Below are 245 nucleotides of genomic sequence, written 5' to 3'. Positions count from 1 at the left end.
CGGTGGCGGAACCAGTACGGCGGCCTCAAGGCCGACGACGCAAAGCGCCTGAAGGAGCTGGAGAAGCAAAACGCGACCCTGAAGCGTCTGCTCGCGGAAGCGGAGCTGGAGAAGGCCGCGCTCAAGGGGCTGGCTGAGGGAAACTTCTAAGCCCGGACAGGCGCCGCGCCGCCGTCGATCACCTCAAGTGCAAGATGCGGGTGAGCGAACGGATGGCGTGCCGTCTGGGCGGGCTGGGCCGCTCC

1 pseudogene is annotated in these 245 nt (G+C 67.8%); it reads left to right on the top strand.

Annotation, left to right across the window (positions count from 1 at the left end):
- Positions 1–245 (top strand): annotated as a pseudogene (locus KVS67_RS12625) (transposase); the annotation flags it as partial.

This window comes from Micrococcus sp. GbtcB5 (assembly GCF_019091605.1).
Classification (GTDB): Bacteria; Actinomycetota; Actinomycetes; order Actinomycetales; family Micrococcaceae; genus Micrococcus; species Micrococcus luteus.
This window is presented reverse-complemented; position numbering and strand designations above follow the sequence as displayed.